The 25,304-nt window shown below is 39.2% G+C and carries 26 protein-coding genes and 1 pseudogene; 8 read left to right on the top strand and 19 right to left on the bottom strand.

Annotated features, from left to right (window positions below; all coding sequences use genetic code 11):
• The first annotated feature begins 251 nt into the window (after positions 1-251).
• From NAG76_13010 to NAG76_12995, 4 genes and pseudogenes are all read left to right on the top strand, one after another.
• Positions 252-1,214, top strand: a complete 963-nt coding sequence (locus tag NAG76_13010) for a TIGR01212 family radical SAM protein (protein URN92766.1) — start codon at positions 252-254, stop codon at positions 1,212-1,214.
• A 2-nt stretch (positions 1,215-1,216) separates the two neighbouring features.
• A complete protein-coding gene (gene mraW / locus NAG76_13005) occupies positions 1,217-1,792 on the top strand; it encodes a 16S rRNA (cytosine(1402)-N(4))-methyltransferase (protein URN92765.1) in 576 nt (191 codons plus the stop codon).
• Between the two features lie 74 nt (positions 1,793-1,866).
• A pseudogene (locus NAG76_13000) lies at positions 1,867-2,145 on the top strand (VOC family protein).
• 78 nt (positions 2,146-2,223) lie between these two features.
• Complete coding sequence (locus tag NAG76_12995) at positions 2,224-3,195, top strand: class I mannose-6-phosphate isomerase (GenBank protein ID URN96833.1); 972 nt, start codon at positions 2,224-2,226, stop codon at positions 3,193-3,195.
• Positions 3,196-3,370: 175 nt separating this feature from the next.
• On the opposite strand, the gene NAG76_12990 is transcribed toward NAG76_12995, so the two are convergent.
• The 5 genes from NAG76_12990 to NAG76_12970 all read right to left on the bottom strand — a co-directional run bounded on the left by NAG76_12990 (position 3,371) and on the right by NAG76_12970 (position 8,300).
• A complete protein-coding gene (locus NAG76_12990; GenBank protein URN92764.1) occupies positions 3,371-5,170 on the bottom strand; it encodes a B12-binding domain-containing radical SAM protein in 1,800 nt (599 codons plus the stop codon).
• Positions 5,171-5,414: 244 nt separating this feature from the next.
• On the bottom strand, positions 5,415-5,921 hold the full coding sequence (locus NAG76_12985) for a ferritin (protein ID URN92763.1): 507 nt from the start codon (positions 5,919-5,921) through the stop codon (positions 5,415-5,417).
• Positions 5,922-6,073: 152 nt separating this feature from the next.
• Positions 6,074-6,292 carry a DUF1450 domain-containing protein gene (locus NAG76_12980; GenBank protein ID URN92762.1) on the bottom strand — a complete coding sequence of 73 codons (219 nt, stop codon included), beginning with the start codon at positions 6,290-6,292 and terminating at the stop codon, positions 6,074-6,076.
• A 222-nt stretch (positions 6,293-6,514) separates the two neighbouring features.
• The gene (locus tag NAG76_12975; GenBank protein URN92761.1) at positions 6,515-6,715 is read right to left on the bottom strand and encodes a cold-shock protein; all 201 of its coding nucleotides are present in this window, start codon (positions 6,713-6,715) and stop codon (positions 6,515-6,517) included.
• A 181-nt stretch (positions 6,716-6,896) separates the two neighbouring features.
• The gene (locus NAG76_12970) at positions 6,897-8,300 is read right to left on the bottom strand and encodes a S41 family peptidase (GenBank protein URN92760.1); all 1,404 of its coding nucleotides are present in this window, start codon (positions 8,298-8,300) and stop codon (positions 6,897-6,899) included.
• An 86-nt stretch (positions 8,301-8,386) separates the two neighbouring features.
• Here NAG76_12970 and NAG76_12965 point away from each other — a divergent pair, with 86 nt between their 5' ends.
• Entirely contained in the window at positions 8,387-9,184 is a 798-nt protein-coding gene (locus NAG76_12965; protein URN92759.1) for a Cof-type HAD-IIB family hydrolase, read from the top strand.
• Between the two features lie 152 nt (positions 9,185-9,336).
• Here NAG76_12965 and NAG76_12960 read toward each other — a convergent pair whose 3' ends face one another.
• The 7 genes from NAG76_12960 to NAG76_12930 form a co-directional block, all read right to left on the bottom strand.
• A complete protein-coding gene (locus NAG76_12960; protein ID URN96832.1) occupies positions 9,337-9,798 on the bottom strand; it encodes a transcriptional repressor in 462 nt (153 codons plus the stop codon).
• Positions 9,799-10,244: 446 nt separating this feature from the next.
• Positions 10,245-11,312 (bottom strand): sulfate ABC transporter substrate-binding protein, encoded by a 1,068-nt coding sequence (locus NAG76_12955; GenBank protein ID URN96831.1) that lies wholly within the window; start codon positions 11,310-11,312, stop codon positions 10,245-10,247.
• Between the two features lie 64 nt (positions 11,313-11,376).
• Positions 11,377-12,441 carry an ABC transporter ATP-binding protein gene (locus tag NAG76_12950; protein URN92758.1) on the bottom strand — a complete coding sequence of 355 codons (1,065 nt, stop codon included), beginning with the start codon at positions 12,439-12,441 and terminating at the stop codon, positions 11,377-11,379.
• Between the two features lie 3 nt (positions 12,442-12,444).
• Positions 12,445-13,242 carry a sulfate ABC transporter permease subunit gene (locus tag NAG76_12945; protein URN92757.1) on the bottom strand — a complete coding sequence of 266 codons (798 nt, stop codon included), beginning with the start codon at positions 13,240-13,242 and terminating at the stop codon, positions 12,445-12,447.
• Complete coding sequence (gene cysT, locus NAG76_12940) at positions 13,239-14,045, bottom strand: sulfate ABC transporter permease subunit CysT (GenBank protein ID URN92756.1); 807 nt, start codon at positions 14,043-14,045, stop codon at positions 13,239-13,241. Before cysT ends, NAG76_12945 begins: the two co-directional genes overlap by 4 nt.
• A 339-nt stretch (positions 14,046-14,384) precedes the next feature.
• The gene (locus NAG76_12935) at positions 14,385-15,017 is read right to left on the bottom strand and encodes a YigZ family protein (GenBank protein ID URN92755.1); all 633 of its coding nucleotides are present in this window, start codon (positions 15,015-15,017) and stop codon (positions 14,385-14,387) included.
• A 414-nt stretch (positions 15,018-15,431) separates the two neighbouring features.
• Positions 15,432-16,781, bottom strand: a complete 1,350-nt coding sequence (locus NAG76_12930) for a glucose-6-phosphate isomerase (protein URN92754.1) — start codon at positions 16,779-16,781, stop codon at positions 15,432-15,434.
• Between the two features lie 344 nt (positions 16,782-17,125).
• On the opposite strand from NAG76_12930, the gene NAG76_12925 reads away from it, so the two are divergent.
• Positions 17,126-17,416: a hypothetical protein gene (locus NAG76_12925; GenBank protein ID URN92753.1), complete on the top strand. Its 291-nt coding sequence runs from the start codon at positions 17,126-17,128 to the stop codon at positions 17,414-17,416.
• 13 nt (positions 17,417-17,429) lie between these two features.
• Here NAG76_12925 and NAG76_12920 read toward each other — a convergent pair whose 3' ends face one another.
• From NAG76_12920 to NAG76_12890, 7 genes are all read right to left on the bottom strand, one after another.
• Positions 17,430-17,951 (bottom strand): DUF420 domain-containing protein, encoded by a 522-nt coding sequence (locus tag NAG76_12920; protein URN92752.1) that lies wholly within the window; start codon positions 17,949-17,951, stop codon positions 17,430-17,432.
• 406 nt (positions 17,952-18,357) lie between these two features.
• Positions 18,358-18,606 carry a hypothetical protein gene (locus tag NAG76_12915; protein ID URN92751.1) on the bottom strand — a complete coding sequence of 83 codons (249 nt, stop codon included), beginning with the start codon at positions 18,604-18,606 and terminating at the stop codon, positions 18,358-18,360.
• A complete protein-coding gene (locus NAG76_12910; GenBank protein ID URN92750.1) occupies positions 18,606-18,812 on the bottom strand; it encodes a helix-turn-helix transcriptional regulator in 207 nt (68 codons plus the stop codon). The genes NAG76_12915 and NAG76_12910 overlap by 1 nt, the downstream gene beginning before the upstream one ends.
• A 248-nt stretch (positions 18,813-19,060) precedes the next feature.
• Positions 19,061-19,372 (bottom strand): pyrimidine/purine nucleoside phosphorylase, encoded by a 312-nt coding sequence (locus NAG76_12905; protein URN92749.1) that lies wholly within the window; start codon positions 19,370-19,372, stop codon positions 19,061-19,063.
• 247 nt (positions 19,373-19,619) lie between these two features.
• On the bottom strand, positions 19,620-21,638 hold the full coding sequence (tkt, locus tag NAG76_12900) for a transketolase (GenBank protein URN92748.1): 2,019 nt from the start codon (positions 21,636-21,638) through the stop codon (positions 19,620-19,622).
• Between the two features lie 75 nt (positions 21,639-21,713).
• Positions 21,714-22,601 carry a formyltetrahydrofolate deformylase gene (purU, locus tag NAG76_12895; GenBank protein ID URN92747.1) on the bottom strand — a complete coding sequence of 296 codons (888 nt, stop codon included), beginning with the start codon at positions 22,599-22,601 and terminating at the stop codon, positions 21,714-21,716.
• A 214-nt stretch (positions 22,602-22,815) separates the two neighbouring features.
• Positions 22,816-23,937 (bottom strand): deoxyribonuclease IV, encoded by a 1,122-nt coding sequence (locus NAG76_12890; GenBank protein ID URN92746.1) that lies wholly within the window; start codon positions 23,935-23,937, stop codon positions 22,816-22,818.
• A 291-nt stretch (positions 23,938-24,228) separates the two neighbouring features.
• Between NAG76_12890 and NAG76_12885 the strand changes: the two genes are divergently transcribed.
• Together NAG76_12885 and NAG76_12880 are read left to right on the top strand one after the other, a co-directional pair.
• Complete coding sequence (locus tag NAG76_12885; protein URN92745.1) at positions 24,229-24,657, top strand: DUF2621 domain-containing protein; 429 nt, start codon at positions 24,229-24,231, stop codon at positions 24,655-24,657.
• 58 nt (positions 24,658-24,715) lie between these two features.
• Positions 24,716-25,240 (top strand): hypothetical protein, encoded by a 525-nt coding sequence (locus NAG76_12880; protein ID URN92744.1) that lies wholly within the window; start codon positions 24,716-24,718, stop codon positions 25,238-25,240.
• Positions 25,241-25,304 lie beyond the last annotated feature (64 nt).

The raw sequence follows: 25,304 nt of genomic DNA, 5'->3' as shown, positions 1-25,304 counted from the left end.
TCATATATTATGAAAATGAAGATAAAATTATGCGAATTTGAATCCGTTTCCAAAAAGTAAATGTTAGGTTTTTTTATTGTTATCTCGCACTTTTAATATAACACATGATGTTACTTTTAACAAGTCATCACCTTCATTTCCACACTATTATTCATTTCCGAACATTATAGAAGTTATGCAATCGAAAACATGGCTTTTCAACTTGTTTTTCGTTACAATTGATGATGAAGTAGCGAAAAGGATGATTAAAAATGATTAATATACAAAACACTTCAGAACAACCTCTGCTTTGGGCAGATAAAAATTTTCATACTTGGAATTACGAAATGCGACATGAGTTCGATTCTAAAGTATTCAAAGTCACTCTAGATGCAGGATTCACATGTCCTAACCGCGATGGATCGATCGCTAAAGGTGGTTGTACGTTTTGCAGTGCACGCGGATCAGGTGATTTCGCTGGAAGTAGACGCGACGATCTTGTTACTCAATTCAATAAGATTCGTGATCGCCAACATCAAAAATGGCCTAACGCCAAATATATCGGGTATTTCCAAGCTTATACAAACACTTACGCTTCTGTAGAGACGTTACGTGAATACTTTGAAGTGATTTTAGATCAGCCTGGAGTTGTGGGGCTATCTATTGCCACTCGCCCCGATTGCTTGCCAGATGATGTTGTTGATTATTTGGCTGAGCTGAATGAGCGTACTTACCTGTGGGTTGAAATGGGATTGCAAACTGTTCATGAGACTACATCTATATTAATTAACCGTGCACATGATACAGCATGTTACGTTGATGCTGTGCGACGCCTGCGTGAACGCAATATCCGTGTCTGCACCCATATTATTTATGGTCTACCTGGAGAAACGCATGAAATGATGCTTGAAACTGGTAGACAAGTTGCCAAGATGGATGTTCAAGGAATAAAAATTCATTTACTACATCTTATGAAAAAAACACCAATGGTGAAACAATATGAAGCAGGACTACTTCAATTTCTAGAAATGGATGAATATATAAAGCTAATTGTCGACACGCTTGAAATATTGCCTCCTGAAATGACTGTTCATCGTCTTACAGGAGATGCACCAAAAGATCTTATTATTGGGCCAATGTGGAGCATGAGGAAATGGGAAGTCCTTAACGGCATTGATCGCGAGCTTAAAGTTCGCAATACATGGCAAGGCAAGTTATGGGGACTGGAGGAATAACGATGGGTTTTATATCTGCTTTAACAATGGCTCACCGCTGGATTGCTGAACGTGTGTCTACTGGTGGATTTGTGATTGACGCTACTGCTGGAGGCGGTGTAGATACACTTGCACTGGCTCAACTTGTCGGCGCAAAGGGTAACGTACTCGCATTTGATATTCAACAGGAAGCTTTAGATAAGACGGCTATGCGATTGCAGCAATGCCATGATCAATCTACATTAGCTACCGTTTCGCTTATTTGCGATAGCCATTCTAATATGGATAAGTATGTTGAGCAAGTAGGTTCAGTAGGTGCAATTATGTTCAATCTAGGATATTTCCCTGGTGGTGATGAGAGCATCATTACGATACCTAGCTCAACGATCGAAGCGCTTGAACAATCACTTGACTTGCTTAAAGTTGGTGGGATTATTACTTGTATGCTCTACCCTGGTCATGCTGGGGGAGATACCGAAGCCGATGTCGTGCAGCAATGGGCAAGTAATTTACCCGCCCGGCGAGCTCAATGTATAATGTATCGACAGCTCCAACGTCAACATGCCCCTTATCTCATAGGGATTGAAAAACGCTCGTAATATCTCACTTTAATAGAATCGAATGATAAAGGAGTATAGCTATGCCTATTCAAAAAATTGAACATGTCGGTCTTATGGTAAAAGATATTGAAACCTCTATCGAATTTTACACCAAGGTACTTGGCTTAAAACATTTGCGTACAATGCCACACTCTAACGGTTTGATCCTTTTAGCTTTTCTTGGTTATCCAAATTCTAATGAAACCGTAATTGAACTTATTCAAAACTATAATGAAAACCTTCCTGCTGAAGGTAAGGTCCATCATATCGCATTTACCGTTACAAATATAGAAGCGGAATTTGAACGTATGCAACTATTACCTGAGGTTAAGCTTCAAGATGAAGAATTGGTTCGTTTACCTGATGGCTCTTTATATTTCTTCTTCTACGGCCCAGACGGCGAGTTTCTCGAGTTATTCCAGCCAGGTAATATCTCTCCATACCCATTACAATTCCAACCAGAATTCAAGGAACGTATATGGGGCGGTCGTGGATTAGAGAAGTTCTGTCTAACACCTCCAGAAGGAGCGATTGGAGAAGGTTGGATGATCAGTGACCATCCAAACGGCATAACAAAGGTTATCAACGGCACGCTAGCTGGTACAGGGTTAGATATTATTCGTGAACAATTCGGTACTGCTTGGTTTGGTAAAAATGGTGTCTCAAGTAAGAGCGATCGGTTCCCGCTACTTATTAAACTATTAGATTGCAATGATGATTTATCAGTGCAAGTCCATCCTACTGATGATTATGATCAATTGCCAGCTGGAGAGTTAGGCAAAACAGAAATGTGGTATATTCTATCCGCACAACCTAATGCGAAGATTATTTATGGTTTGAAGGAAGATGTTTCTCGCGATCAGCTTGCACAAGCTATTGCCGATGGCAACATTATGGATAGTCTGCAAGAAGTATCCGTTAAGGCAGGAGATGCATTCTATATCCCTTCAGGAACAGTACATGCCCTCTGTTCAGGCGTCGTAGTTGCTGAAATCCAACAAAACTCCGACACAACTTATCGCTTATATGATTACAATCGACTAGGGCTTGACGGACAACTGCGCGAGTTACATATTGAAGATTCATTAGCTGTAGTTGCATATGAAGGTGCAGGCGCTTCTTATGTTGATACAACGGCTATGCAAGCTGGTCAGTGGCTAACGATCGCTACATCTCCTTACTTCGTTGTCGAAAAAGGGGTACTCTCAGATTCTACTACTCTCACAACGAGCATTGATAGTTTTGAGATTATTGTTATTGCGGAAGGTACTGGAACGATTAGCTGGGGTAATGAGCAGCAAGAGTTGGCAGCAGGTCAGTGTTTCCTAATACCTGCAACTTTAGGAGCGTATACGCTTAATGGTAATCTAGTTGTATTACGAAGCATCGTACCAGGTGAGTAACGTATTATAGTTGCAACGAAAAAACCAGTAGAATGCGGAGAACTTCTCCCATACTACTGGCTTTTACTTATATAAGCTGATTTTTTTGATATGTGTTTAGTAATGGTTTAGCACCATTATCTTTTTCGATGATGAACTGACTCATATACTCGTTTCCATTAAATAAAAATATATTCTATTGTTGTACCACTTGGCTAATATTAATACTATATATGTTAGCCGAGGATTGTTTCTCACCCTGCTCCTGAATATACATCGCAATTAGCAATGATTCTCCTTCAGCTACCACCTCACCTGTCTCAAGATAATGTGGCATATTGAATGGAACTGTTTCTAAGACGATATGCTTCTGCAAATCACGCTCATTGAAGCGATAGTTTGCAAACTGCTCATTGACTTGTTCTGGTTGCTCAGTTAGTTTCTTCATCCAGCTTGACCATTCAGATTTATCCATGATGGAATCCCACCACACTTTACGAGGTTTATAGCGATGGTTTCTATAATAATCTAGCTTCATCAAACCTTGTAATACCGGAAGATCAAGTTGATGCCCTTCAACCTCTTGTGCGTAGACAAGATAAGACCACAAGCGTGAGAATAGATCCTCTAGTTGATGACCAATTTTCTGCCAACCTTGTCCTTCCCAATAATCACCGAAACTTTGGAAGAAATCAAACGGCGAATCAAATACATGATCAACAAGATATAGCAATGTACTATCCATACGATGGTCATTCCAGTATTTCTCTAGAACATCCTCTACTCGTTTAATTCTAACAATATCAGCAAATGGCATTAGATCATTACCAAGCATTTCATACGGTGCACGATCTTGGTAGATGTAGCCCCATTTATCCGCTTCATTACGTAAGCCAGTACCTCGTAACATTTTCAAGAAACCAAGTTGCAGTTCCTCAGGACGAAGTGCAAATACATCATTAAACGTGCCACGGAACGTATCATAGTTCTCAAGTGGTAACCCTGCGATTAAATCCAGATGCTGATCTATCTTTCTAGACTGCTGTACTTTCGTAACGGTACGAACAAGCTTACTCCAGTTCTGACGACGTTGAACAGCTAGATTGGTTACATCATTCGTAGATTGAACACCTATCTCAAAACGGAATACACCTGGAGGTGCATTCTCAGCCAAATAATCAAGTACCTCTGGACGCATAATATCTGCCGTAATCTCGAATTGGAACACACAGCCACGATGATTCTCGATTAAGAATTGGAACATTTCAAGCGCATAATCACGTTTAATATTAAAGGTACGGTCAACGAATTTAATTAACTTTGCACCTTGATCAATAAGATAGATAATATCCGCTTTCGTGCGCTCGATATCGAAATAACGTACGCCTACTTCAATACTCGATAGACAGAATTGACAACTGAACGGACAGCCACGGCTTGTCTCAAAATAGACGATGCGGTTAGCCAACTGCGGAAGATCTTCCTCAAACCGGTATGGTGACGGAAGTGTATTTAGATCAAGCTTCGGACGACCTGGATTGATACGAATCTCTACGCTATCAGCTAAATGTTTACGATAAGCGATTCCAAATACCATATGATATTTTTGCGTTGTTTCAATTTCTGTTAATAGATGATCGAAAGTTTCCTCCCCTTCACCCATAACGATAAAATCTACATCAGTAAGTCGTTCCATCCATTGCTCAGTATCATAACTTACCTCAGGGCCACCTAAAATAATTTTCAGTTCTGGTTTTATTTTTCGTAACATATTAACGACAGTAATCGTTTCTTCAATATTCCAAATGTAACATGAGAATCCTACGACATCAGGCTCTCTTGCAAATATATCAGATACGATATTCATTGCAGGGTCTTTGATTGTATATTCTGCAATGTCCATATCAAATTTATGACCACTAAATGCTTTTAGACAGCGCAATGCAAGCGATGTATGAATAAATTTCGCATTCAGTGTTGATAGTACGACTTTCATGTATTGTCCCTCAGCTTTCGTTCTACTCTTTGTAAATGAATCCGTATTATACTATTGTAACTAATTCCACAGCAAATAAGAAGGCTAGAGCATACATTTAATAATTGGATGTACCCCTTAGATTAGAAAATTAGACTATCTTCATCTTTGCCCAGCAACATTGCTAGCTATACAAATAAAAACCGCCATGTTCGCAGGCTGCCTGCTAACATGACGGTTCGACTTATGTTAATTCGTTATCTTATTAAGCTTCCGCTGCAGGATCGAATGAACGAGTAGCAAACTCCGCATCAAGCATATAGAAAGCATTGCTATCTTGATCAATACGTTTTAGCTTTGTAATAATTCCATCGAATAATGCTTCTTCTTCAACTTGTTCATCAATGAACCATTTCAAGAAGTTAATTGTAGCATGTTCACGGTCGTTCATTGCAATATCAGAAAGGTCATAGAAACGTTTTGTATTTTGCATTTCATGCTTGTAACCCTGTTCGAATACTTCAAGTACAGATTCATATGTGTTATTCGGCTCTGCCAATGCTTGAATCGTTGCACGACGTCCACGATCATTCAAAAATTTATATATTTTCATACCGTGAAAACGTTCTTCTTCTGCTTGCACAAGGAAAAAATTCGCGAAGCCATCAAGATTATCAGCCGAGCAATGCGCTGCCATAGCTAGATACACATGCGCGGAATAAAATTCAAAGTTCATCTGGTCATTAAGTGCCGTTGCTAAATTATCATTCATAAATGTGCACCTCGCATCTCTTATTTGTAATCATTCTAACATACAAATGGCGCTAGGCAAAGTGTGGACATCATTTTTTTCCAACTTTTCTCATCGATTTCGCTTCTAAACGAGTCATCGTGATCACGGTCAAACTTTTTGAACTACCTATATTAGCCTACGATCTTTTTCAGTCGCTTATACAACTTATCAGGGTTAGCTTCTATAATGGGCTGCGATTTAATCATTACAAAGCATCCAGATCTACAAGACTTACATTGCCCAAGACATCCTGTCTTCTTCTGTTTCAATTCAGGATATTTTTTTTTCAAACTCTTATATACTGGTTTCAAGCCTTGTTCTAAGCTACGCTTGCAATACTTAATCTTCATGTAGCACCCACCACCCATAATGATAATCAATCTCAACACTTATGATGATAATGATTATCAGAAGCAATGTCAACGATTATTATGAGCTAGATGGATATTTGCCGATTTTTCTTGAACCAAATTACAGGTTCCGTAGAGGTTTCTTATTTTATTCAACAAAAAAAGGTGCCTGATTCATTCCGAAGAATGAGTCAGACACCTTTTTCAAGCTAACGCGTAAAATTAAAGTTTTACAACGTTTTCAGCTTGAGGACCACGGTTACCTTGTACAATATTGAATTCTACACGGTCGCCTTCATCCAAAGATTTGAAGCCTTCGCTTACGATAGCGCTGAAGTGAACGAATACATCGCTTCCACCTTCAACTGAAATGAAGCCAAAACCTTTTTCTGCATTAAACCATTTAACGATACCTTGTTCCAAAGTCGTTACCACCTTATAAGTATTTACTAAGTCCCTGTATTCACAAAAAGTCACAACCGAATTTACGGCAATTGAATTAACGAAAGCCTAATTACTGGCTGTGACTAAGGTCTTAATATCAATATAAATCATATTATCACACCTTGCATGAACTAGCAAGAGATGTATTAAATTTACATCGTTATTTTTTCAATAATTGTTCTGCTTTTTGCAACTGGTAGTCATTAGCTTGAAGTAAACTTCTAATGTCTTCGACAAGTAAATTACCTACTTCATCTGTATATAAACCATCGACATCTATACCTTTTGCAGACTCATATTGTTTCACTGCTTGCACTGTTGCCTCGTCATATAATCCATTATCTGAAGGAGAGTAACCGAGTGCTAATAGCATTTTCTGCAATGCGATCACATCATCACCAAAGCTATTCAGTTGAAGCTCTACACCATTACTAATAGGTTTCAAATTCATATATTCAGGTAGCTCTACGACATCAGTTGGCTCAACACCTATTTTATGAATACCACTTCCGCTCGGTGTTTTCCATTCAGCTTCTGTCAATACAAGTACTGAGCCAGAGCGGAATTGCTCATAAGATTGAACTACACCTTTACCGTATGTCTTCACGCCCACAACACGCGCATCCGCTGATTCCTTTAGAGCTGCAGCAAGTACTTCACTTGCGCTAGCGGAGTATTGGTTCACAAGCACTACTATAGGGATATTAAAAGGTTCTTCCTGCTTGGAAAGGAAGCTTATCGTCTTCTCTTCATTCTTGTAGACCACGTCGAGTATTTTTTTACCGTTTGGAACTAGTACATTCGCTATCTCAACCGTCTGATTAAGCAATCCGCCTGGATTCGAACGTAGATCGATAATTAAACCCTTCATATCTCCATCTTTCGTTAAGCTAGCTAATGCCTCTTTGAATTCAACATCCGTAGCTTCAGTAAAACGAGAAATAGCGATCATTCCAATATTATTATCCAGTTGCTTCAGGCTAACGGTATGAACTGGAATTTCGGCACGTTCTATATTGAAATCTGTAATAGTCTCTCCGCGCTTTATCCCAATGACTACGCTAGTTCCTTTCTTTCCACGAACTTTACTTAGCAGTTCATTGAAAGTATATCCTTCAACAGATTGCTGATCGATCGTTACTATCTCATCACCAGGTTTCAAGCCTACTTTTTCAGCTGGCATATCTTTCACTAATACACTAATGAAGAATTTACCATCCTTTTGTTGCACTTCTGTGCCTATACCATAAAAGTTACTATTGTAAGAATCCGCGTAATTTTCTCCCGCTTCATCGGCTAAGTACTGTGAATATTGATCCCCTAATGAGCTAACCATCCCAGCGATTGCGCCGTCGATCAGCTCCCCACTATTCGCTCCATACAAATATTTATCTTGAATTTTACTATACGATGCTTGTAGCAAATTAAAACCTTCAGCATCCATTACTGAGTACTGACGTTTTGCCCATGCTTGTCCGCCCCAAAACCCTCCAACTAATGCGATTACTACAAAAATGATGACGTATTTATTCGTGTTACTTGCTTTCTTTTCAAATGGTTCCATGAACGTTTCTCCTTGTATGTCTGGTTTGTTTTCGTTACAATCATACTAGCTTATTAACAGCAGTCTGAAGGGAGTTTTCTACAACTATGTACAAATTAATTGCAATTGACATCGATGATACATTACTTAACGATGATATTATTGTTACAGAAGGTACAAAACAATCACTAGCACAAGCTATTGATGCAGGGGTAACGGTTACTTTAGCGACGGGACGCATGTATTCATCGGCTCGTAAAATTGCTGACCAAATTCAACTCAATGTACCAATTATCACCTATCAAGGTGCGCTAGTCAAAACTTTGCTTGATGAGCAGGTTTTGTACGAACGTTGTGTTCCAGTAGATGCAGCACGCAAATTATTGCAGTATGCGAAAGAACATAACTTACATTTGCAATTATATGTTGATGATATATTATATGGCACTGAAGATAATGCTCGAATTCAAACTTATTCTCAATTAGTCAATATCCCCTATGAAATTGAACCAGATTTCTCAAAACTGATCGACAAACCGAATCACAAAATGCTAATTATTGATGAACCTGAGGTGTTAGATCATCATATTGTAATTTTACAAGATCTACTGGGGGATCAACTTCATATTACAAAATCTAAAGCGCATTATCTTGAGTTCATGCACAAAGAAGGTACTAAAGGTCATGCACTCAAATACTTGGCTCAACATATTGGTGCTTCTATGGACGAAACCATTGCAATCGGTGATGCATGGAATGATCGTGAAATGATTTTAGCAGCAGGCCTTGGTGTAGCAATGGGCAATGCCGTTCCAATGCTCAAAGAGATTGCAGATTACATCACCTTATCTAACAATGAAGATGGTGTAAGTCATGTTATAGATAAGTTTGTTTTCAACAAATAGCACTTGCGACTCCATATAAGTATCATTTGCTTATATTATGCACTTCCCATACAATATCTATAATTATTTTGAAGGCAAAACAATAAATATATATGAAAAAGCCGTAGCTCCATTATTGAATGGATTGCTACGGCTTTATATGTGTATACATATTATTTACTATGACTTTTACATTTGGGATTTACACAAGCTTTGAAATTACCGATAAAATCAAGACGATGATCTACAACCTTAAAACCATATTCCTCTTCAAGACGTAGTTCCAACTCTAATAACCAGTCATCCTTGATCTCTTCTAATGCGCCGCATGTATGGCAGATCAGATGATGATGCATATGCTCATGGTCCTGTCCACGTAGATCAAATCTTGCAACGCCGTCACCAAAGTTCATTTTGGCTACAATTTGCAATTCTGCGAGAAGCTCTAGTGTTCGATATACCGTCGCAAGACCGATTTCAGGGAATTTCACTTTGACAAGCATATATACATCTTCCGCACTCAAATGATCTTCTTCATTCTCAAGAAGCACACGGACTATAATTTCACGCTGTGTAGTTAGCTTATATCCACTTTCCATTAAGCTGTGTTTAATTTTCTCAACTTCAGCTTGTATATTCATACTTACGCCTCCTACAGACAACTTTACATACAACTATTATATCATTATTTCTCAATTTAGAATGATTCTAAAATAATGGTATGCTATTTTGCCGAAGAAAGCAACCATAAATAGAACTAAGCTAGCAAATATTTTAAGAATATCTGCTAACTTAGTTCTATTTGATTTTCAGGCTTCCGATGAATGCAAGCTTCGATGTCGAATCCACTGCGTAGCTTCACATCGTAATCACAAGTGAACGATTTGAGTATCCTCTTCAAATAAAAGCTCAAATTGTTCACTTGTTAGTACCAAGAAGATCGCATGAAGATAGGAAATGAGGAGCGGAATGTACGTTTTTGGTACATGAGCACCACAAGCTTCCGATGAATGCAAGCTTCGATGTCGAATCCACTGCGTAGCTTCACATCGTAATCACAAGTGAACAATTTGAGTATCCTCTAAAGGTCGGCGAGAACTTGGTACCATATCCCACGCTTCGAGTACAACAACTCACGCACCTTATCCCATCCACCTAAATACTCAATGTCAAATATATCAGCAGGTTGCTCGAATTGATCTTTACTATTAGCAGCTACTTGCTCATTTACTGCTCTAAACCCATGTTTCACAAAAATCGTTTGAGCTTCCTCTGACATCATATAGTTATAAAATGCTTGAGCAACTTCACGATTTTGATGCTCGTCAACATGTTTATCTACAATTGCTATCGGATTTTCAATTAATAACGTATGCTCTGGAATAATTATCTCGTAAGGTATACCTTTACTTATTCGAGCACGCAATTCATTCTCGTAAGTAACGATAACATCTCCGACACCATACTCAAAAGCCGCCATTGAAGCGCGTCCGCTTTTGTCTAGAGACTCAACATTAGCGTGTATTTGCTTTAAGAAGTTTTTCGCATATTGCTCATCCGCATATCCGAGTTCCTGCTCAGATAGCTTCAGACCTGCTCCAAAGATCGCATTTATATCCCACTGTGCACCACCTGAAGTTTTAGGATTGGGATATAACACTTTCACATCTTCTCTAGTAAGATCACTCCAATCTTGTATTTGAAGCGGATTACCTTCTCTTGCGCCAAGCACAACGATTGAACGTGAAATCATTCCTTTGTGCTCATTATTGCGCCAATCATGAGTAATAAGCCCCGCTGCCTCTATCGTATCGATATCGCCTTCCATTGCAAGAATCGCAATATCTGCATCGAATCCACCAATAATGGCTCTAGCTTGTGTACCAGATGCCTCATACGATTGTTGATAGATCACCTTTTGACCCGTTTCAGTTAACCATTTCTCTTGGAATAACGGTAATAGTTCCTCTATCGCATCTTTGGCTACAGAATAAGCTCCAATTACTAAAGTAACTTCTTCAGTATTACTATGTTCGATATTCCCTTCTTCACCTTCAATAGTGGTAACCGTTGAAACTGCGCTACTGCAACCATTTAATAAAAACGTAAACACTATAATGCCAATAAACAATAAAAAAATCGACTTCATATTAGAACGTTGAACGCTATTTCTCACGACCCACCCACGCCTTCTATGCCTATATTGACCGTACTTAGATAAAGACTGGAAGTGGATCAACCTTCAATGGATTTTCCATGATCCAGCTCTTCTCATCATTAAACAGATATGCGCGATGCACAAGTACTTTGACACGTTCACCTGGTTGTAAAACCTCTTTTTCCAATGAACGATAAGTGATCAGTTTTTGATCGCCTACTTCTAGCTCCACCATCCATTCACTACCACGGAAATGAAGATGTTTCACCAAAGCATCAACTGTAGCCGAAGCAAGTACGATTTCCCCAGGTCTGCCTACTTCTATATATTCTGGACGAATAAGAGCTTTAATACCTTCATCTACAGCAACATCTTCAAACCCACGAATAAATTGAATGTTTTCAATAACCGAAGATTCTCCTATGAAACTAGCGACGAATGGTGTTTGTGGGTTTTTGTAGATATCCCATGGCGTACCTTTTTGTTCAAGTTCACCTTTAGATATGATCATAATCTCATCGGCAACCTCTATTGCTTCTTCTTGGTCATGTGTGACAAATATTGAAGTTATCCCAAGCTCAGAGATCATATCTTTGAGCCAAGTACGTAATTCAGTACGAATCTTGGCATCTATTGCAGCAAACGGCTCATCAAGTAATAGTAATTGCGGCTCAGGAGCTAACGCTCTAGCAAAGGCAACACGTTGACGTTGTCCACCAGATAATTGGTGAGGATAACGATGTTCAAACCCTTTCAATCCTGTTAGCTCGACTAAATATTGAACACGTTCTTTAATATAAGCTTTATCTTGCTTTTTCACCTTTAGGCCAAAAGCGATGTTATCGAATACTGTCATATGTTTGAATAGCGCGTAATTTTGAAATACGAAGCCAATCCCACGTTCTTGCGGCGGAAGATCATTAACCCGTTTGCCATGGAAGTAAATATCACCAGAAGTTGGCGTTTCAAGACCAGCCAACATGCGAAGGATAGATGTTTTTCCACCACCGCTTGGTCCTAGAAACCCAATTAACTTCCCTTTTTCAATCTCAAAGCTAACATTATTGACGGCTTGAAAATTACCAAACGATTTGTTTAGATCTTTCACTTGTATATGCATCGTCTAATGCACTCCCTTTCTTTTCTTCGTCCACTCCATTAATAGCAAAAGCATAATTGAAAATGCAGCAAGCACTAGCGCAATCGCATTAGCAGCTACTACATTGAAATTTTCTACATCCTGATAAACTAATGTCGTCGCAGTCTGTGTTTTATTAATTATATTCCCGGACACTACTAGCACCGCTCCAAATTCTCCAAGCGATCTAGCTACCGTAAGAACAACTCCATACATAACGCCAAACTGGATATTAGGCCAAGTCACTTTCCAAAATGTGTACCATGAGTAAGCCCCTAGTGTTGATGCAGCTTGCTCTTGTTGATCGCCGATTTCTTGCAAGACTGGCATCACTTCACGGATCATAATTGGGAATGTAACGAATAATGTAGCTAGTATCATACCTGGCAACGCGTATACGATTTTAACTCCAATACTGTCGAAGAACGTACCTACTATTGTATTGGGTCCTAATAGTAATACGATCATCAATCCCCCAATTACAGGCGACACTGCAAACGGTAAATCGACAATGCTATTACATAATCGTTTAACCCTTGAGGAAAGCCATGTTGCTCGTACTAGATATAAAGAGAGCATCACGCCAAAGATAGTATTAATTACGGTTACCGTAACAACTATAATTCCAGTCATCTTAAGTGCATGTAACGACTGTGGTCTAGCTATCGCTTCAAGAAATCCATCAAACCCTTGAGCCCATGCACCAGTGAAAATCTTATACAATGGAACAACTAAAAGTAGTGTTATTACGATATAAGTTAAGCTAATCCATAGTCTTCTCATAGTGTATTTCCTCCGCGACTCAGCTTGTTAATGAACCATAGAATGATGAAGGAAATCGTAAGAAGTAATACGGATACTGCGGCTGCACCTTGCGGATTATTACTTTCAATTTCTCCAAAGATGTAAACGGAAGCCACTAATGTTTTACCTGGAATATTCCCAGCAATTAATACTACAGCGCCAAATTCCGCTAAACCTCTTGAAAATGCAAGCATCCCCCCACTTAAAATACCTGGTAACATTGTAGGCATAATTATCTGGAAAAACGTTCTGAATTTAGATGAACCAAGTGTGTATGCTGCTTCCTCTTCTGACTTATCAAGTTCTTCTAAAAGTGGTTGCAAACCTCGTATTACGAAGGGAAAGGTTACAAAGACCATAGCTACTACGATCGCCGGTTCATGAAAGACAAGACTTAGACCAAACCATTCGAACATTATGCTACTTGGACCTAACAATAGTAAGATAATAAAACCAGCGACTGCGGTAGGTAGAGCGAATGGCAAGTCAATCAAGCTATTAATAATACTTTTACCAGGAAACTCATAACGTACGAGTACCCAGCCAATCATCGTGCCAATTAGTATATTAATAATCGTTGCTATGCCAGCTAGTTTTAATGTTAAAAATACAGCCTTCCATGCGAGTGGATCGGAAATATTATCCCAGAAGTTTGATAGGCCAGATGAGAACGATTGTGTATAAATGCTTATGATAGGAATAATAATTAAGCCAATAAAATAAATGATTACAATACTACGAAAACTGTAGCTCCATGTACGGCTACGAAATAGTGAATTCAATGTGCACGGCCCCCATTATCTAGATAAGTAATAATTCCCACTTGAATACTAGGTATTAATAATGTAGCATCGCCACATTATGGAAGTCAATGTATTTTTTATGAATAATAGTAAAACCGTCTGCAAATTTTCTTATTTCATGCTATTTGCCTATTAAAATCCTCTCCCGTCTTGTCGCCACAGTTAACGTATTGCTATGCTCGAGGCAGCTTTACGGTGAATAAGTTAATAATACGATTCGTATACTTTTTCTTTTGAAACACAAAAAGCTCATGGTGTGTAGGGTTTACACACCATGAGCTTTTAATCTGAACCAGTATTAATTTATATCGTTATTCATTATTCACCATCAATGAAATAACGATCTTCACCTGCGATAATGGTAGCCTTTCCTTGAGTAAAATCAACTGCCCAAGCAATAAATGCGTCAGCCTGATCACTTTCCGGTAGCGTACATACCGTCACTTTATCTGTAAAATCAACTTGGCCAAGACGCGTTTTCCGACTATGAAGTTCATTTTCAAGCTTTCCATACCAAGTATAGTCTACTTCAATAAATACCTCACGATGAAGTACATACTCAATCTCTTGAGCAGCTTCAATACCTGCAACAGCACCATCAGTATAGGCTCTCACCAAACCGCCTGCACCTAACATAATCCCGCCAAAATAACGTGTAACGACGACAGCGACATCTTTGAGACCTTTATTTTTAATGACTTCCAATATTGGCTTACCAGCGGTACCGCTGGGCTCACCGTCATCTGAAGCCTTCTGAAACTGATCTCTTTCACCGATCATGTACGCTGAGCAATTATGAGTAGCAGTGCGATGTAATCGCTTTATCTCCTCAATAAAAGCAACTGCCTCTTCTTCCGAAGAGACAGGTTGCGCATAACCGATGAAACGTGAGCGTTTGATGACAACCTCCTGGTTCGCTGCTTCGCGAACCGTGCGATATCTTTGTAGCAATACAAACACTCCTTGAAGGTAATTCAATTCAATCAATTGTGATTACGATGTATAGCTTAGTACCCTAGTCAACTGCGAATATGACATTCATCGGTCGCTTACGTTTCTCACGTACCATTTACGTACGCTGCGATACTTACTTCCCTAGCTTCATGGCATCTTCTTGGTACTGACATTTGATTGGAATGGGAATGAGTTTTTATTGAACTATTTTGAACTTTCCCATTCAATGAAGGTTCAAAAAGCGGGCGTTCAGAACCGAGAACATGGAGCGCTACTTGTGAAAGGCGGAAGCGCAAGTGTACATTAATACGTACACGCGAACCGCACTTTCCAAGTTCGCTTCCTATTCGACGCCGAGTAACCTACGTCAGCATCCCCATCGTTATCAACGTCCGCTTTTTGAACTACCTCTTAAAGGCGAGCTTCTAGCTCAGCTTTTTCTTTTTCGTAGCCCGGTTTACCAAGTAGTGCAAACATATTTGTTTTGTATGCTTCAACACCTGGTTGGTCAAATGGATTAACTCCTAATAGGTATCCACTTACCGCACAAGCTTTTTCGAAGAAGTACACCATGTAACCGAATGTATAAGGTGTCATGTCTTTAATATTAACGATTAAGTTAGGAACTTGTCCGTCAGTATGTGCAAGCAATGTACCTTGAGCTGCTTTTTTGTTAACGAAGTCCATTGTTTTACCAGCTAGGAAGTTCAAACCGTCAAGGTCATTTTCATCACTTTCAATTGTGATGTGTTCCGCAACTTCACCAACTTGGATGACTGTTTCAAAGATATTACGGCTACCTTCTTGGACAAATTGACCCATAGAATGTAAATCAGTTGTGAAGTCCACAGATGCTGGGTAAATACCTTTGAAGTCTTTACCTTCAGACTCTCCGAATAGTTGTTTCCACCATTCAGATACGAAATGAAGATTAGGCTCATAGTTAACAAGAATTTCAATCGCTTTACCTTTACGGTATAGAGAGTTACGAACTGCTGCATATTGATACGCTTCGTTCTCTGCTAGTTCAGGTTTGCTATATTCAGTAACAGCATCAGATGCACCTTGCATCATCGCATCGATGTCGATTCCAGCTACTGCAATTGGTAATAGACCTACAGCAGTTAGAACAGAATAACGACCACCAATATCATCAGCAATAACGAAAGATTCATAACCTTCAGCAGTAGCTAAAGATTTTAATGCACCTTTTGCTTTATCTGTTGTTGCGTAGATACGTTTACGAGCTTCTTCTTTACCATACTTCTTCTCAAGTTCAGCACGGAAAATACGGAATGCGATGGCTGGTTCTGTAGTTGTTCCTGATTTGGAAATAACGTTAATAGACCAGTCGCGACCTTCAATCAATTGTAGCAAGTGAGTTACATATGTAGAACTCACATTGTTACCTGCAAACAATACTTGAGGTGTTTTACGTTGCTCTTTGGTTTGAATATTATAGAAAGAGTTAGAAAGCATTTCAATTGCAGCACGAGCTCCTAGGTATGAACCACCGATTCCGATAACAATCAACACTTCAGAATCATTTTGGATTTTTGCAGCAGCTTGCTTAATGCGGGCAAACTCTTCTTTATCATATTCATTAGGTAGGTTGATCCAACCTAAATAGTCAGAACCTGCACCAGTAGCGTTGTGCAACTGATCATGCGCAAGGCGAACCTGATCCGTCAAATAATCAACCTCATGTTGACCTACAAATGTTAAGGCTTTGCTGTAATCGAACTTTAATGTATTACCCATGATTTCAATAACCTCCTGAATTGTACGAAGCTAAGCTTCTTCTCTAAAAAATTTAAAGACATTTGTTTAAGAATATCTAATTTACACTGTAAACACAAGTCTATTGGCTATAATAACTAATTAGATTTGGTACAAACGACCCTAAAATGTTTCTGCAAGAAACATTCATCGAAAGAGTATGCTAAACTTCCCAAGTTTGCTTCATATTCGATGCCGATTATACTGCGAAGCCAAACATCGTTATCAAAGTCTGATTTTTGAACTACCTCTTCCAATAAAGGTTAGAAAAGCGGGCTTTAAGAACCAAGAAGATGGAGCGCTACTTGTAGGAGGAGGAAACGCAAGTGTACGTTATTGGTACACGCGTACCGGACTTCCCAAGTTCGCTTCATATTCGATGCCGATTATACTACGAAGTTAATCATCGTTATCAAAGTTTGCTTTTTGAACTACCTCTTCCAATAAAGGTTAGAAAAGCGGGCTTTAAGAACCAAGAAGATGGAGCGCTACTTGTAGGAGGAGGAAACGCAAGTGTACGTTATTGGTACACGCGTACCGGACTTCCCAAGTTCGCTTCATATTCGATGCCGATTATACTACGAAGCCAATCATCGTTATCAAAGTTTGCTTTTTGAACTACATCTAACATTAATAATATGGTGAGATCATCAGATAAACAATTACCCCAGTCAAACTAACATATAACCAAATTGGCATTGTCCATTTTGCAATTTTGCGATGTTTCTCAATTTTATTCGTCAATCCAAAGACTGCCGAGAACAGAGCTAACGGTACGACCACAATCGCTAATAAAATATGAGTAATTAAAATGAAGAAGTAAATCGGGCGTAGTATTCCTTCACCACCATAAGAGGTTGATTCCGTCAAATAGTGATACGACACATATGAGATTAGAAATAATGTAGTCGACGCGAAAGCTACACCAATAAATGTTCTGTGCATCTTAATGTTTTTCTTCTTAATTGCTGTTAATGCAACAATTAATGCAAGAAATGTAAAGCTGTTAAAAATCGCATTTAGCATAGGTAGAATTGTTACATCAAATCCAAGCTCACCATCATAAGCTGGCAAGAAAAATAATACGGCAACCAGTGCCACGATGACGACTGTCAAAGTTAATACGAGCGGTGTGTAATTTTTATCCTTCATCCTAATGAAACCTCCAGATCTTATTCTCACCTGTCGAATAATAAAGAGACAGGTACCTCTATTATACTTTAGCTTATAACAACCTACACTTACCATCTCATTCTTGACTGTTTTGTCACAAAAATACGACAACTAACCAAAGAAAGCGAAGTCCACTAGTGGACTTCGCTTAATTACAGAATTTTAATTGACAGTTATGCAAGAAAAAAGGGGGGCGTTACGACCCACCGATTTCAAAGCTTTTTAGCATAATAAACCCACAGACCAAAGAACACAAATAAAACAAACAACAAGCTGCCCATTAATGTAAAGAAGACAGTGTAGCTAAAGAAACCAGAGACGATTGCCGCTACTAGAAAGCATATAAGGATGACGCTCATACCAAGCGTGCTTGCATTCCGGAGGATTAGTCCGCTTCGCTCATCATTTTCATCACATTTTCATTGTTTCTAGCTCTCATGTACTTACCCAAATAAAATACTGCAAACAGTTCAAGACCGATAAAAGTTCCAATGTGAAAGCCTTTAATAAAGCTAGGAAGAGTAGGCAGATTGTCACGGTTAAATGTCAAAATTGTGTAAATTAAAGCAGTTACTACCGCAGCAAGTGCCACTAAGTTTGTTCGATTTCGTAATTTTTCTTTATACGTATTCATTACAATTCCTCCGTTTCGCTGAAATCAAATACCTCTTCAATCGTCAGCCCGAAATACTTAGCGATCTTGTAGGCAAGTACAAGAGACGCTGTGTACTTTCCCACTTCAAGTGATGTGATTGTCTGCCTAGTAACGCCGACAGCTAAACCTAATTCTTCTTGAGAAAGTTTGTGTTGCTTGCGTAATTCTGGGATTCGTGTTTTCAAGTAACCACCACCTAGCAAAGTATGCTTTGCATTTTTAGTATAGTTTGCTTTGCATAAAATGTAAAGTAAACTTTGCAAATTAAAAAGTACTTCATAGTCAATTTTAAGAATCGCACGCTGAGATATGTACTTCCACCAGCTCACGGCATACTGGAGTTTTTCACTCCTTAGTCGGTTGCTGTGCAAAGCGCACAATAAAACAAGCCATGTCGCAAAGCGACATGGCTTGTTTAAATAACGTTGAAATATTACAGATATGAGCAGATGTAATCCGCTACTTCTGTAACTTGAAGCTTGAATCTCTCGTTAGCTCCAACTCTGAATTCACCTTCGCCTTGAATGTGAATCCATTCCGATTGACCTGGAAGTTGAACTTTCAAATCACCAGCCAAAATTTCCATAATCTCAACGGTATCAGTTCCAAATTCATATTCACCTGGAAGCATAATACCTAATGTTTTTTTGGTCCCGTCAGGAAATACGATCACGCGACTTGTAACTTTACCTTCAAAATAAACATTTGCTTTTTTGACTACTGAGACATTGTCGAATTGAGACATTGGAAATTTCCCCTTTGCTGTATGAATCTATTTAAGTGATTGTTTAGATTTTGAACTTCCTCTTCCAATAAAAGTTCAAAAAGTGGGCTTTCGAAAGCCGAGAAGATGGAGTGCTACTTGAGAAAGGTGGAAGCGCAAGTGTACGTGTGATGTACACGCGAACCGTACTTTCCAAGTTCACTTCATATTCGATGTCGAGTAAGCTTCCTGTATCACTTCGTTATCAAAGTCTGCTTTTCGAATTTCCTTAAAGCATTGCTTTAACTTTGCTCACTACATTTTCCACTGTAAATCCATACTCTTTAATAACGCGGTCGCCAGGAGCAGATGCACCGAATGTATCGATAGCAATGATATCTCCTTGGTCACCAACGTATTTGTGCCAACCCATTGGATGAGCCATCTCAACTGCAAGACGAGCTTTAACTTCTGGAAGAATAACAGAATCTTTATATTCTTTAGATTGTTTTTCGAATAGATCCCAGCTCGGCATAGAGATAACACGTACTTGAATACCTTCTTCAGCTAGTGCTTTTTGAGCTGCAACTGCAAGTTGTACTTCAGAACCTGTTGCAATAATTTGAGCAACTGGAGTACCGTTTGCTGCATCAGATACAACATAAGCACCTTTTTTCAAGTTTTCACGAACGCCTTCAACTGTACCTGCAAGAATCGGTAAGTTTTGACGAGTAAGAACTAGAGCTACTGGAGCAGATGTGTTCTCAACAGCATACGCCCATGCAGCAGAAGTTTCGTTAGCATCAGCTGGACGTAGTACTGTTAGACCAGGGATGATACGGATTGAAGCAAGTTGCTCGATAGGTTCATGGGTAGGACCATCTTCACCAACAGCGATAGAATCATGTGTAAGTACATACACAACTGGTAATTTCATTAGAGCAGACAGACGAACAGCTGGACGTAGGTAGTCAGTGAATACGAAGAATGTACCACCGTATACTTTAAGACCAGAGTGAAGACTAATACCGTTCATTGCGGCAGCCATACCGAATTCACGAACACCGAAGTAGATGTTGCGACCAGCATAGTCAGCAGGTCCGAATTGAGCTTGGTTATCCATATGAGTCATTGTAGAGCTTTCAAGGTCAGCAGAACCACCAACTAGGTTAGGGACGTTTTTCGCAAGACCGTTAATTGCTTTACCAGACGCAATACGAGTAGATACTGCAGAATCAGCAGTTGTATATGTTGGAAGATCAGCATCCCAGTTCTCTGGTAGAGCGCTAGAAATAGCTGTCTCAAATTGTTGTGCTAATTCAGGGTTAGCTGCTTTGTAAGCTGCAAACATTTCATTCCAAGCTGCGTTAGCTTTTTCACCAGCTACTTTAACTTCAGCAAAATGAGAAGTTACTTCAGCAGGAACGTGGAATGCTTCTTCAGCTTCCCAGCCATAAGCTTCTTTTGTAAGTTTTGCTTCGTCAGCGCCAAGTGGAGAACCATGAGTACCACCATGACCACCTTTACCAGCTTTGTTCGGAGAACCGTAACCGATAACTGTTTTCACTTCGATAAGTGTTGGTTTAGTAGTATCTACTTGAGCAGCAGCAATTGCTTTCTCAATAGCAGCTAGATCGTTACCATCTTCAACGCGAAGCACTTGCCAGCCATAGCCTTCAAAACGACTTTGAACTGTCTCTGAATATGAAAGACCAAGCACACCATCAAGTGTGATATCGTTTGAATCGTAAAGAACAACTAATTTACCAAGTTGTAAGTGACCTGCTAGAGAAGCAGCTTCATGGGAAATACCTTCCATCAAGTCGCCATCGCCACAGATTGCATATGTGAAATGATCTACAACTTTGAAGTTTTCTTTGTTATAAGTAGCACCAAGTTGAGCTTCAGCCATAGCCATACCAACTGCCATTGCAATACCTTGTCCAAGTGGACCAGTCGTTGCATCAACACCAGCAGTGTGACCGAACTCTGGATGTCCTGGAGTTAGAGAACCCCATTGACGGAATTGTTTCAATTCTTCCATTGGAAGATCATAACCAGAAAGATGTAGCAAGCTATATAAAAGCATTGAACCATGACCTGCAGAAAGGACGAAACGATCACGGTTAATCCATGTTGGGTTAGATGGATTGTGGTTCATTGTTTTTGCAAACAATTGATACCCCATTGGTGCTGCACCCATTGGCATACCTGGGTGTCCAGATTTTGCTTTTTCAATTGCATCGATAGCTAGTGTACGAACAGTATCAATTGAACGCTGCTCGATAGATTTTTGTGAAACAGTCATTGCAGTATCCTCCTACTTTTGTTGGTTTATGTGTAAAAATATCGGTAATTTCTTTGCATATTGTACCATTCAATGCTAATTAAACACAACCGTCTTATTTTGATGAACAAGTACGCGATCTTCCAGATGCCATTTGATTGCACGAGCTAATACTACCTTCTCAATCGTACGTCCAATGCGTTTCAAATGATCTACACTATCACGATGAGTTACTCGCTGAACGTCCTGTTCAATGATCGGTCCACCATCTAATTCTTCCGTAACATAGTGAGCTGTTGCACCTATAATTTTCACGCCACGTTTGTACGCTTGGGCATATGGACTACCACCAATAAATGCAGGTAAGAACGAATGGTGGATATTAATGATTCGATTAGGAAACTCTTCGATAAATTTCGCAGGAATAATTTGCATATAACGTGCTAGGACAATGAGATCTGCTTTGCCAGACACTAATTCAATATGTTTACGTTCTACTTCAGCCTTCGTATCAGGCGTAACTGGGATATGATAGTAAGGAATACCGAACGATTCCACTTGTTCTTTCATATCAAGGTGATTACTAATGACCATCGCAATTTCTGCATCCAAATCACCAGATTTCCATTGCCATAATATTTCCATAAGACAGTGATCTTCTTTAGAGACAAAGACAGCAAGACGCTTTTTGCGACTAGCACGGAACGTACTCCATTTCATCTCAAAGCGATCCGCTACACGGTTAAAGTCTTCAACTATAATAGGTAACTCTCTATCAAGATCATTGAGATCAAACTCAAATCGAATAAAGAACATTCCACCCTCAGGGTTCATTGTAAATTGATCCGATTGCACGATGTTAGCACCATGCTCATGTAGAAACTGAGATACAGTTGCTACAATTCCTGGACGGTCTGGACATGAGATGAGCATTCTTGCACGATTCTCCAAGTTGCGATTAGTTACGATTGATGCGTTAGACATGATTACCTTCCTTTTCAACGGTTATATGTAGAAGTAGTTCAAAACAGTTACTTGTGATTACGATGATTGACTTCGTCGTGGATTCGGCGTCGAAGATGCCATTCATCGGAAGCCTGCGTTGCTCGTGTACCAATTAACGTACACTCCACTACTCGTTTCCTAGCTTTATGGCATCTTCTTGACGGGAGACAAGCAAATGTTTTGAACTTTTATTTTAAACTAGATCCTGACCAGACAACACTGCAGTAAGACGCTGATTCACTTCTGCTTCGGAAAGATCAGCAGATAATACATTGCCTTCCATAACTAAATCATATAGACGCTCTTGTGGTTCACGCGGATCTGCTTTTTTAGCTTTGGCATCGGATTTTAATAGCTCCCATGTTTGCTCAACCAACTGCTTCGGATTAATATCTTGCTGCGCAAAAAAATGAGATATTTTCTCAACATCTTCCACAAACGACGCACCAAAGCGCTCCTTCACATTACCTCGAAGTAAGGCAATTTCAACTTCGTACATCGGCGAAGTTTTTTTCGCATCCTTACCAATCCAAGGTGTTTCAAGTATAAATGGTCTACCCGCTAGTGCTTCATGATGAACAATATTGTGAATGGTTTGGAATCCAACATAACCTGAGCCTAGCGTAGCGTGTCTATCTTTATGTGCTCCAATATTATTTTTGCTATCATTAATATGAACAACGGCAATGCGATCAAGACCAACGATTTTGTCAAACTGCTGTAATACGCCATCTAGATCATTAACAATGTCATAGCCTGCATCGTGGATATGGCAAGTATCTAGACATACTGTTAAACGATTGTTTAACTCTACTTTATCAATGATTGCAGCGATTTCTTCAAAGGTACGTCCAATTTCCGTACCTTTGCCAGCCATCGTCTCAAGTGCGATGTTGACATTAGTTTCTGAAGTTCCTGATAAAACTTGATTCAAACCTTCTGCAATACGGTTAATACCAAATGCAGCATCTTTATCTGTATAAGCACCTGGATGCAATACGATGTTCTGCACACCAATATAGTTCGTACGGCGAATTTCTTCTTGCAAGAAGTTAACACCTAATTCAAACGTGTCTTCTTTGTATGAGCCTAAATTAACGATATACGGGGCATGTACAACAATTTCGTTAATGCCTACCTTGTTCATTAACTCTTTGCCCTCTTCAATGTATAAAGATTCAATCGGTTTGCGACGCGTATTTTGCGGTGCCCCCGTATATATCATAAATGTGCTTGAATCATATGAGATTGCTTCTTTTGTGGCAGTTAATAATCCCTTATCTGAGAATGAAACATGGGAACCTATTTTCAACATAATTTTTAACTCTCCTTCTCGAGATTAATCACAGTTTATTGTAGTTCAATTATAGCCGATTTCGCAAGGGAAAAACCGTAATGTGCCTTACATATGAGCTATATTTCCGCATTATTATTAAAATAGTAAGAAAAGTTGCGATAATACTGCTCGAAAACCTTTTCATTATAAGCTATAATTCATGGTGAGAACTCAAATGTTCTAAACTCGCTTTCCTAGCTTCATGGCAACTTCTTGGTACAGACAAGTAAATCATTTGAGCTTTTATATTAATTTGAGGTGAATTTACAGATGAATGATTGGTTTATGTATTTCATTGTTTTCTGGGCAGTGGTTATGCTCGCCGCTATGACAGTAGGTGGCTACTTTATGTTCCGCAAATTCCTTAAAATCATGCCTAAGGCTGATGGAAAATCTAAGCTTGATTGGCAAAACTATTGGGTCGATCGCAGTCGTCCGATGTGGACAGACGATTCCAAACAATTTCTCGCAGAGCTTGTTTCACCAGTACCTACACCTTTCCGTGATATAGCTTCTCATTCTATTGCAGCAAGTATCGGGCAAGTAGCAATAGAAAGTGGTGAAAAAACAGTTACTCGTGGACACTGTATTGAAGGCTACATAAAGGCAACCCCTAAGCGGGATTATAATAGTTTAATGGCATTTCTGAATAAGAAAAATATCGATTATTCGCCATATAACCATTTGTTCAACAAATAAAAAGTGCAACTTATTGCAGTATTATTGCGTATAACCATTTAGGAGGTGGCTTCAGATTATGAAATGGAAAAACAAAGCAAAGAAAACAGCCACGACGACTAGTGCTATTCTATTAGCTATTATGCTTACTGCTTGCAGCGATCAAAATAACAATACGCTTCCACAGAATAACACACAAGAGGAACAAACAGATGTAGGTTCTGTTCCATCAACAAACCTACCTGAAGGAACAGGAGAATTAGATCCTGGTTCTATCTCTGGCGAAGGTAATTCTAACGGAGATAATGATACCGAAAAGCCAAATGATAATAACTCCGGATCAAATAATGGACAAACTGCTCCTGATAAAATTACCGAAAGTGATGTTATTAGCGCTAAAGGCATATATATCGGTGCTGCAGATAACCATACAATCGAAATTGAGATGGATAATACTTATATCTCTCTTCAAGTTGATGAGGATCTTCAATACATTATTGATGAATTCCCAAGTGATAAGCCTGTTACCTTCGAATATGTTGAAAAGACATCTAAGGAATTGGGAGTTACACAGAATTGGTTGAAAAGCATTAAATTAGAATAGTCGTAACTTACTAAAGGAGCATTAACAATCAATATAATGATTGTTAATGCTCCTTTTAAGTTCT

Origin of the sequence: Candidatus Pristimantibacillus lignocellulolyticus (assembly GCA_023639215.1) — a bacterium.
In the GTDB taxonomy this organism is placed as follows: Bacteria; Bacillota; Bacilli; order Paenibacillales; family Paenibacillaceae; genus Pristimantibacillus; species Pristimantibacillus lignocellulolyticus.
This window is presented reverse-complemented; position numbering and strand designations above follow the sequence as displayed.

Coding starts and splice junctions, on each gene's coding strand:
- NAG76_13010 (URN92766.1), top strand. CDS start 252: ATGATTAATATACAAAACACTTCAGAACAACCTCTGCTTTGGGCAGAT.
- mraW (URN92765.1), top strand. CDS start 1,217: ATGGGTTTTATATCTGCTTTAACAATGGCTCACCGCTGGATTGCTGAA.
- NAG76_12990 (URN92764.1), bottom strand. CDS start 5,170: ATGAAAGTCGTACTATCAACACTGAATGCGAAATTTATTCATACATCG.
- NAG76_12985 (URN92763.1), bottom strand. CDS start 5,921: ATGAATGATAATTTAGCAACGGCACTTAATGACCAGATGAACTTTGAA.
- NAG76_12980 (URN92762.1), bottom strand. CDS start 6,292: ATGAAGATTAAGTATTGCAAGCGTAGCTTAGAACAAGGCTTGAAACCA.
- NAG76_12970 (URN92760.1), bottom strand. CDS start 8,300: ATGGAACCATTTGAAAAGAAAGCAAGTAACACGAATAAATACGTCATC.
- NAG76_12965 (URN92759.1), top strand. CDS start 8,387: ATGTACAAATTAATTGCAATTGACATCGATGATACATTACTTAACGAT.
- NAG76_12955 (URN96831.1), bottom strand. CDS start 11,312: ATGAAGTCGATTTTTTTATTGTTTATTGGCATTATAGTGTTTACGTTT.
- NAG76_12950 (URN92758.1), bottom strand. CDS start 12,441: ATGCATATACAAGTGAAAGATCTAAACAAATCGTTTGGTAATTTTCAA.
- NAG76_12945 (URN92757.1), bottom strand. CDS start 13,242: ATGAGAAGACTATGGATTAGCTTAACTTATATCGTAATAACACTACTT.
- NAG76_12930 (URN92754.1), bottom strand. CDS start 16,781: ATGGGTAATACATTAAAGTTCGATTACAGCAAAGCCTTAACATTTGTA.
- NAG76_12920 (URN92752.1), bottom strand. CDS start 17,951: ATGAAGGATAAAAATTACACACCGCTCGTATTAACTTTGACAGTCGTC.
- NAG76_12915 (URN92751.1), bottom strand. CDS start 18,606: ATGAATACGTATAAAGAAAAATTACGAAATCGAACAAACTTAGTGGCA.
- NAG76_12905 (URN92749.1), bottom strand. CDS start 19,372: ATGTCTCAATTCGACAATGTCTCAGTAGTCAAAAAAGCAAATGTTTAT.
- tkt (URN92748.1), bottom strand. CDS start 21,638: ATGACTGTTTCACAAAAATCTATCGAGCAGCGTTCAATTGATACTGTT.
- purU (URN92747.1), bottom strand. CDS start 22,601: ATGTCTAACGCATCAATCGTAACTAATCGCAACTTGGAGAATCGTGCA.
- NAG76_12890 (URN92746.1), bottom strand. CDS start 23,937: ATGTTGAAAATAGGTTCCCATGTTTCATTCTCAGATAAGGGATTATTA.
- NAG76_12885 (URN92745.1), top strand. CDS start 24,229: ATGAATGATTGGTTTATGTATTTCATTGTTTTCTGGGCAGTGGTTATG.
- NAG76_12880 (URN92744.1), top strand. CDS start 24,716: ATGAAATGGAAAAACAAAGCAAAGAAAACAGCCACGACGACTAGTGCT.